Below are 7,715 nucleotides of genomic sequence, written 5' to 3'. Positions count from 1 at the left end.
GGTGGTGCGGGCCGGCCCAGATGTAGACGGCGATCAGTGCCCAGAAGTGCACGATGGACAGGCGATAGGAGTAGACCGGACGCTCGGCCTGCTTGGGAACGAAGTAGTACATCATCCCCAGGAAGCCGGCGGTCAGGAAGAAGCCCACGGCGTTGTGGCCGTACCACCACTGGATCATCGCGTCGGTGGCGCCCGAGTACAGCGAGTAGGACTTGGTCAGGCTGACCGGGATTTCCAGGTTGTTGACCACGTGCAGGATGGCCACGGTCAGGATGAAGCCGCCGAAGAACCAGTTGCCCACATAGATATGCTTGGTCTTGCGCTTCATCAGCGTGCCGAAGAAGACGATGGCGTAGGAAACCCACACGATGGTGATCAGGATGTCGATCGGCCACTCCAGCTCGGCATACTCCTTGGAAGAGGTCATGCCCAGCGGCAGGGTGATGGCCGCGCACAGAATCACCAGCTGCCAACCCCAGAAGGTGAAGGAAGCGAGCGGGCCTGCGAACAGGCGGGTCTGGCAGGTGCGCTGTACCGAGTAGTAGCTGGTGGCGAACAGTGCGCAGCCGCCGAAGGCGAAGATCACCGCATTGGTGTGCAGCGGACGCAGGCGCCCGAAGCTCGTCCACGGTAAGCCGAGGTTAAGGTCCGGCCACACCAGTTGCGCGGCGATCAGGACACCGACGGCCATGCCGACGATCCCCCACACCACTGTCATAATGGCGAACTGGCGGACCACCTTATAGTTATAAGCGGTCTGATTGGTTGTGCTCATTTATGGGCTTCCATCCACGGTTATGGGCTATGCCCATCCCGGCAAGGTTTTTTACGGCTTACGGCGTATGCCGCCCCTCCCCCTTGGGATAGGTACTAATTCGAAATTAGCGGAGTGAAGGATGGATAAAGGCACCTCTGTGAATATTGATTCGGATCAATTGGCGCCTGAGACCCGTGTCGCGCGTGCCTGCGGTCCTTTGTCGCTGCTGCGGAACCCGGCGCGGGACGGAGTGTCGGCGACGCTGGTTCTCGCCCACGGAGCGGGGGCGCCGATGGATAGCCCGTTCATGGACGACGTCGCCGCGCGTCTGGCCAAACGAGGTATCTCGGTGGTGCGCTTCGAGTTCCCCTATATGGCTATGCGCCGCGAGGACGGGAAGCGCCGCCCGCCGAACCCGCAGAAGCAGTTGCTGGACTGCTGGCGGCAGGTCTACGCGCAGGTCCGCGCCGAGGTCATGGGCAAGCTGGCGATAGGCGGCAAGTCCATGGGCGGGCGCATGGCCAGCCTGCTCGCGGACGAACTGGGCGCCGATGCGCTGGTCTGTCTCGGCTACCCGTTCTATGCCGCCGGCAAGCCGGAAAAACCGCGCATCGCCCATTTGGCCGAGCTGCGGACGCCGACCCTGATCGTCCAGGGTGAAAGAGATGCGCTGGGTGATCGCCCCACCGTCGAAGACTACCCACTGTCGCCGGCAATCCAGTTGCACTGGCTGGCGGCGGCCGATCACGACCTCAAGCCGCTCAAGGCCTCCGGCCTGACCCATGAGCAGCATCTGGGAAGCGCCGCCGCCAGGATCGAGGCGTTTCTATTGCCCTAATCGGTCCTTAATGCAGGCGTTCCTATCCTCGCTGGCGTCGGCTCCCTGCAGCCGACGCCCCGCTTCCAGAGGACAGGCCGAACGCTGCCATGAACCCCGATTACGCTGAACGCATTGCTACCCAACCCCTCCGATATTCCCCCGGCGCCGCGCACAGCCTCCTGCTGACCGGTGCCACCGGCTTCCTCGGCGGCGCCGTTGCCGCCCACCTGATCGTTGACGGCCATGGCCCGACGTTGCTGTTCCTGGTCCGCGCCGAAACGCCAGGACAGGGCCTGGAGCGGCTACGCGACAACCTGCGCCTGCATTGCGTGCCGGAGAGGGCTTTGGAAAGCCTGGAGGAGAGCCAGGTTCTCTGCGGCGACCTGCTCGACACCGCCTGGATGCACGGCGAGCGTGCCCGCTTGATGCGCGTGGAGCAGGTGATCAACTGTGCGGCGGTGGCCTCGTTCTCGAAGAACCCGAACATCTGGCCGGTGAACGTCGAGGGCACCTTCGCCTTCGCCCGGCTGCTCAGTCAGTCGCGCAACCTCAAGCGCTTCTTGCACGTCGGCACGGCCATGTGCTGCGGGCCGCAGCGCGAGTCGCCGGTGCGCGAGTCCTGGGACTTCCCCGATAGCGAAGAGCAACTGGTGGACTACACCGCCTCCAAGGCCGAGATCGAGCGGCGCATGCGCGAGGAGCTGCCGTCGCTGCCACTTGTAGTGGCGCGGCCCTCCATCGTGGTCGGGCACCGTGAGTTGGGCTGCCGCGCCTCGGGGAGCATCTTCTGGGTTTTCCGCATGGGCTTCGCGCTGGAGAGCTTCACCTGCGGCCTCGACGAGCAGATCGACGTGATCCCGGTGGACTATTGCGCCGAAGCGCTCGTGGCCCTGGCGCTGAAGCCGGCGTTGAGCCACAGCCTTTACCACATCTCCGCCGGCCACGGTTCTGCCTGCACCTTCGGTGAGATCGATCGCGCCTATGCCGACGCGCGTGGCGAGGAACCGGTGGGTGTGCGCTACCGCAAGGTCAGCAGCGAAGACCTGCGAGAGCTGGCCGGCAGCTTCGAGAGCCGCATCGGCAAGGCCAATCCAAGGCTGGTGCTGCGCGCGCTGCGCCTGTACAGCGGCTTCGCTGATCTCAACTACCTGTTTGACAACCAGCGGCTGCTGGACGAAGGCATTGCCGCGCCGCCGCGCTTCACCGACTACGTGGAGGTGTGCGTGCATTCTTCGCAGGATGTGAGCATTCCGGCGCAGATGCAGTGGGATTTCAAATAGCTGGCAGGCACACCCGGTGGGGGGGCAACCGTCACTTTCTGAAGGCCTGTGCCTTGGGTTTTCCCTCTTCCTACCCTCTCTCCGGGGGGCGAGGGGACTGGTTCGGTGCGGGTTGGGACGATTGCGTCAGCGCCATGCAAAGCGCGCTCTTCCTTCGGAGCGGGGCGCGCAGTCAGGGGCGGGAGAGGGCGGGCCTCAGCGAAGGGCTTTCCCTGCGGGAAAGCGGCTTCAGGTCCGGCCTCAGCGATTGAAGCGCTCCACCAGCGAGTACTGCCGGTGCGCGGTCTGCGTCAGCTCTTCGCTGAGCATGGCGGTGCGCTGGGCTTCTCCGGAGGTCTGGTCGGCGAGGCTTGCGATGGTGCTGATGTTGCGGTTGATCTCCTCGGCCACGGCGCTCTGCTCTTCTGCGGCAGCGGCGATCTGGGTGGTCATTTCGGTGATGTTGGCCACCGCGTCGCTGATGCCCACCAGCGCGTTGTCCGCCTGCAGCACCCGATCCACGCCTTCGTCGGCCTGGCGGCGTCCGGATTCCATGGCGCGCACCGCCTCGGTGGCGGTGTTCTGCAGGTTGGCGATGAGCTGGTGGATCTGCCCGGTGGACTCGGCGGTGCGCTGAGCCAGGGAGCGGACTTCATCGGCGACCACGGCGAAGCCGCGTCCCATCTCTCCAGCGCGTGCAGCCTCGATGGCGGCATTGAGCGCCAGCAGGTTGGTCTGGTCGGCAATGCCCTTGATCACATCGACGACGCCGCCAATCTGCTCGCTGTCGCGAGCCAGTTGGCTGACCGCTTCGCCGGTTTCACCCACGGAGCTGGACAGCCGCTGCATGGCCTCGCGGGTCTCGGCGGCGATCTGCCGACCTTCGGTGGTCAGGTCGTTGGCCTGGCGGGTAGCGTCGGCGGTGCGCTGCACGTTGTCGGCCACTTCCTGCGTGGTGGCGGCCATCTGGTTGACCGCGGTAGCCACCTGCTCGGTCTCCTGGCGCTGACGGTCCAGTCCGGCGGAGCTGTGGTGAGCCAGTGAGTCGGCTTCGCGGGCCTGCTCGGTGAGGGTTTCGGCAGTGTCCTGCAGACGGGTCAGACAGGTCTTCAGGCGTGCTTCCTGGCTGAGGATGGACATTTCCAGGCGCGCCTGGGCGCCACGGCTGTCGGTGTACATCTGCGCGATCAGAGGATCCGAGGTGGTCTGCTCGGCCAGGCGCAGCAGACGCTTGAGGCCGCGCTGCTGCCAGCCCAGGCCGGCCAGGCCCAGCGGGATGGAGAGCAGGGCGGCCAGCAGGAAGCCCCAGTGGGAGTTCAGCCAGGCACCGATGAGGAAGCCGATCTGGCCGATCAGGATGAACGGCAGCCAGTCCAGCAGCACCGGCAGCCAGCGGTCGCGGGTGGGGATGGCCGATTTGCCGGCATTGATCCGTGCGTACAGCGCTTCGGCACGGCGCACCTGCTCGGCGGTGGGCTTCACCCGCACCGATTCGTAGCCGACGATCTCGTTGCGCTCATAGATGGGCGTGACGTAAGCGCTGACCCAGTAGTGGTCGCCGTTCTTGCAGCGGTTCTTGACGATGCCCATCCACGGGCGGCCCTTCTTCAGGGTCGTCCACATGTGCGCGAACACGGCCGGCGGTACGTCCGGATGGCGCACGAGGTTGTGCGGCGCGCCGATCAGTTCCTCGCGGGAGAAGCCGCTGATGGCGGTGAAGGCCTCGTTGGCGTAGCTGATCACGCCGCGCGCGTCGGTGGTGGAGATCAGCCGCTGTTCGGCGGGGAAGGTGCGTTCACGCTGGGTGATCGGCTGGTTATTGCGCATCAGGCTGGTATCTCGGAAAAGGCGAAATGGTACGTCTGTCCAGCTTATCGGCCGCCGGAGCGAAAATTTGATGGCAATCACAAAAAAATGTCAGAAGAGTGACGCCGAGAGAATGACGATAGCCTATCGCCACTGGTCACGGAAATGAAACCAAAGGAGGGCGGCGGCCCATTGCAGGCCGCCGCGCCGCTTCAGATCAGGCTGCGCAGCACGTAGTGGAGGATGCCGCCGGCCTTGAAGTACTCGACTTCGTTCTGCGTATCGATGCGGCACAACACCTCGAAGCTGTCCTGGCTGCCGTCCGCGCGTTTCACCGTCACCTTGAGGTTCATGTGCGGCTTCAGTTCGCCCGACAGGCCGCTGATGCTCAGCACCTCCTTGCCGGTCAGCTTCAGCGCCTTGCGGTCCTGGCCGTCCTTGAACTGCAGCGGCAGCACGCCCATGCCTACCAGGTTGGAGCGGTGGATCCGTTCGAAGCTCTCGGCGATCACCGCTTTCACGCCCAGCAGGTTGGTGCCCTTGGCTGCCCAGTCGCGGGACGAGCCGGTGCCGTACTCCTTGCCTGCGACGATCACCAGCGGGGTACCGTCCCGCTGATAGCGCATGGCGGCGTCATAGATGGCCAGCTTGTCTCCGGTGGGCACGTGGAGTGTGTTGCCGCCTTCCTCGCCCCCGAGCATCTCGTTCCGGATGCGGATGTTGGCGAAGGTCCCGCGCATCATCACCTCATGGTTCCCACGACGCGAACCGTAGGAGTTGAAATCGGCGTAGGCCACTCCGTGCTCGCTGAGGTAGCGCCCGGCCGGGCTGTCCTTCTTGATGTTGCCGGCGGGGGAGATGTGGTCAGTGGTCACCGAGTCGCCCAGCACCGCAAGGATGTTGGCGCCCAGGATGTCTTCGACCTTGGGCGGCGCGTCGGCGATGTGCTCGAAGAACGGCGGATGCTGGATGTAGGTGGAATCGTCCTGCCAGGTGTAAGTCTGGGCGTCGGGTACCTGGATCGCCCGCCATTTCTCATCGCCCTGGAAGACTTCGGCGTACTCCTTGTGGAACATCGTCGTATCGACTTTCTGCACGGCATCGGCGATTTCCTGCTGCGTCGGCCAGATGTCCTTCAGATAAACCGGCTTGCCATCCTTGCCCGTGCCCAGCGGGTCCTGGGTCAGGTCGATACGCACGGTGCCGGCCAGGGCGTAGGCGACCACCAGCGGCGGGGAGGCCAGCCAGTTGGTTTTCACCAGTGGATGCACGCGGCCCTCGAAGTTGCGGTTGCCGGAAAGCACCGAGGCGACGGTCAGGTCGGCCTGCTGGATGGCCTTTTCAATGGGCTCTAGCAGCGGGCCGGAGTTACCGATGCAGGTGGTGCAGCCATAACCCACCAGGTCGAAGCCCAGTTCGTCCAGATAGCGGGTCAGGCCGGCGGCGTGGAAGTACTCGGTAACCACCTTGGAGCCGGGCGCCAGAGAGCTCTTCACCCACGGTTTGCGTTGCAGGCCCTTTTCCAGCGCCTTCTTCGCCAGCAGGCCGGCGGCCATCATCACGCTGGGGTTGGAGGTGTTGGTGCAGGAGGTGATGGCGGCGATCACCACGGCGCCGTTCTTCAACCGGTAGGTCTGGCCTTCGTAGTGGTAGTCAGCCTCCCCGTTGGACTCCGCCGAGCCGACAGCGACGCCTCCACCGCCCTCGCTGAGCAGGCGGCCTTCCTCGGTGGCGGCGGGTTTGATCTGCAGGCCGAGGAAGTCGTCGAAGGCCTGGCTGACATGGCCGAGGGCGACGCGGTCCTGTGGGCGCTTGGGTCCGGCGAGGCTGGCTTCGACGTCGCCCATGTCCAGTTGCAGGGAGTCGGTGAACACCGGCTCGTGGCCTTTTTCACGCCAGAGGCCCTGGGCCTTGCTGTAGGCCTCGACCAGCTTGACCGCATCTTCCGGGCGGCCGGACAGGCGCAGGTAGCCCAGGGTAATCTCGTCCACCGGGAAGAAGCCGCAGGTAGCGCCGTATTCCGGTGCCATGTTGGCGATGGTGGCGCGGTCGGCAAGGGGCAGGTCGGCGAGGCCGTCGCCATAGAACTCGACGAATTTCCCGACCACACCCTTCTTGCGCAGCATCTGGGTGACCGTCAGCACCAGGTCGGTGGCGGTGATGCCTTCCTTCAGCTTGCCGGTGAGCTTGAAGCCGATCACCTCGGGGATCAGCATCGACACCGGCTGACCGAGCATGGCCGCTTCCGCCTCGATGCCACCTACGCCCCAGCCGAGTACGCCAAGGCCGTTGATCATGGTGGTGTGCGAATCGGTGCCGACCAGGGTATCGGGGAAGGCGTAGGTGCGACCGTCCTCGTCCTTGGTCCAGACAGTGCGTCCCAGGTATTCCAGGTTGACCTGGTGACAGATGCCGGTGCCCGGCGGCACCACGCGGAAATTGTCGAAGGCGTTCTGCCCCCAGCGCAGGAAGGCGTAGCGTTCGCCGTTGCGCTCCATCTCGATCTCGACGTTCTGCGCGAACGCCGACTGGCTGGCGAACTTGTCGACCATCACCGAGTGGTCGATGACCAGGTCGACGGGGGACAGCGGGTTGATCTTCTGCGGGTCGCCGCCGGCCTTGGCCATGGCGTCGCGCATGGCGGCGAGGTCGACCACCGCGGGGACTCCGGTGAAATCCTGCATCAGCACGCGGGCGGGGCGGTACTGGATCTCGCGCTCGGAGCTGCGGGTCTTCAGCCAGCCGGCCAGGGCTTTAAGATCGTCGCCGGTGACGGTGTTGTCGTCCTCCCAGCGCAACAGGTTTTCCAGCAGCACCTTCAGAGACATCGGCAGCTTGCCCAGGTCCCCCAGGCTCTTCGCCGCCTCCGGCAGGCTGTAGTAGTGATAGGTCTTACCGGCGACCTCCAGGGTGCGCAGGCTGTTCAGGCTATCCACGGCGGGCATGACATTCTCCTCAGGCTTGGATTCTGCATGTGTTCGGCAGCGCGGCCGATTCGGTGGCGCACTGGCGATACTTGGCGAAGAAGGGCGCTAACGTCCTGATCCATCGCAGGCTTCCTCCCTACGGGCAG

General features: G+C 64.9%; 5 protein-coding genes. 2 read left to right on the top strand and 3 right to left on the bottom strand.

From position 1 onward, the window contains the following. A partial coding sequence (locus C167_RS0112515) for a cbb3-type cytochrome c oxidase subunit I (RefSeq protein WP_017518623.1) occupies nucleotides 1-775 on the bottom strand: 775 nt, incomplete at its 3' end. Nucleotides 776-896: 121 nt separating this feature from the next. On the opposite strand from C167_RS0112515, the gene C167_RS0112510 reads away from it, so the two are divergent. Together C167_RS0112510 and cprA are read left to right on the top strand one after the other, a co-directional pair. Beyond that, nucleotides 897-1,595 (top strand): alpha/beta fold hydrolase, encoded by a 699-nt coding sequence (locus C167_RS0112510; RefSeq protein ID WP_157791833.1) that lies wholly within the window; start codon nucleotides 897-899, stop codon nucleotides 1,593-1,595. A gap of 89 nt (nucleotides 1,596-1,684) precedes the next feature. After that, on the top strand, nucleotides 1,685-2,857 hold the full coding sequence (cprA, locus tag C167_RS0112505) for a cationic peptide resistance protein CprA (RefSeq protein ID WP_017518621.1): 1,173 nt from the start codon (nucleotides 1,685-1,687) through the stop codon (nucleotides 2,855-2,857). A gap of 240 nt (nucleotides 2,858-3,097) precedes the next feature. Here the strand turns inward: cprA and C167_RS0112500 are convergent, their stop codons facing one another. Together C167_RS0112500 and acnA are read right to left on the bottom strand one after the other, a co-directional pair. Continuing rightward, entirely contained in the window at nucleotides 3,098-4,663 is a 1,566-nt protein-coding gene (locus C167_RS0112500; RefSeq protein ID WP_017518620.1) for a methyl-accepting chemotaxis protein, read from the bottom strand. Nucleotides 4,664-4,854: 191 nt separating this feature from the next. Continuing rightward, nucleotides 4,855-7,587 (bottom strand): aconitate hydratase AcnA, encoded by a 2,733-nt coding sequence (gene acnA / locus C167_RS0112495; protein WP_017518619.1) that lies wholly within the window; start codon nucleotides 7,585-7,587, stop codon nucleotides 4,855-4,857. Between the last annotated feature and the right edge of the window lie 128 nt (nucleotides 7,588-7,715).

This window comes from Pseudomonas nitroreducens TX1 (assembly GCF_000313755.1).
Lineage (GTDB): Bacteria > Pseudomonadota > Gammaproteobacteria > Pseudomonadales > Pseudomonadaceae > Pseudomonas > Pseudomonas nitroreducens_A.
Note: the sequence above shows the minus strand (reverse complement) of the source record. Positions and strands in the feature narration are given on the sequence as shown.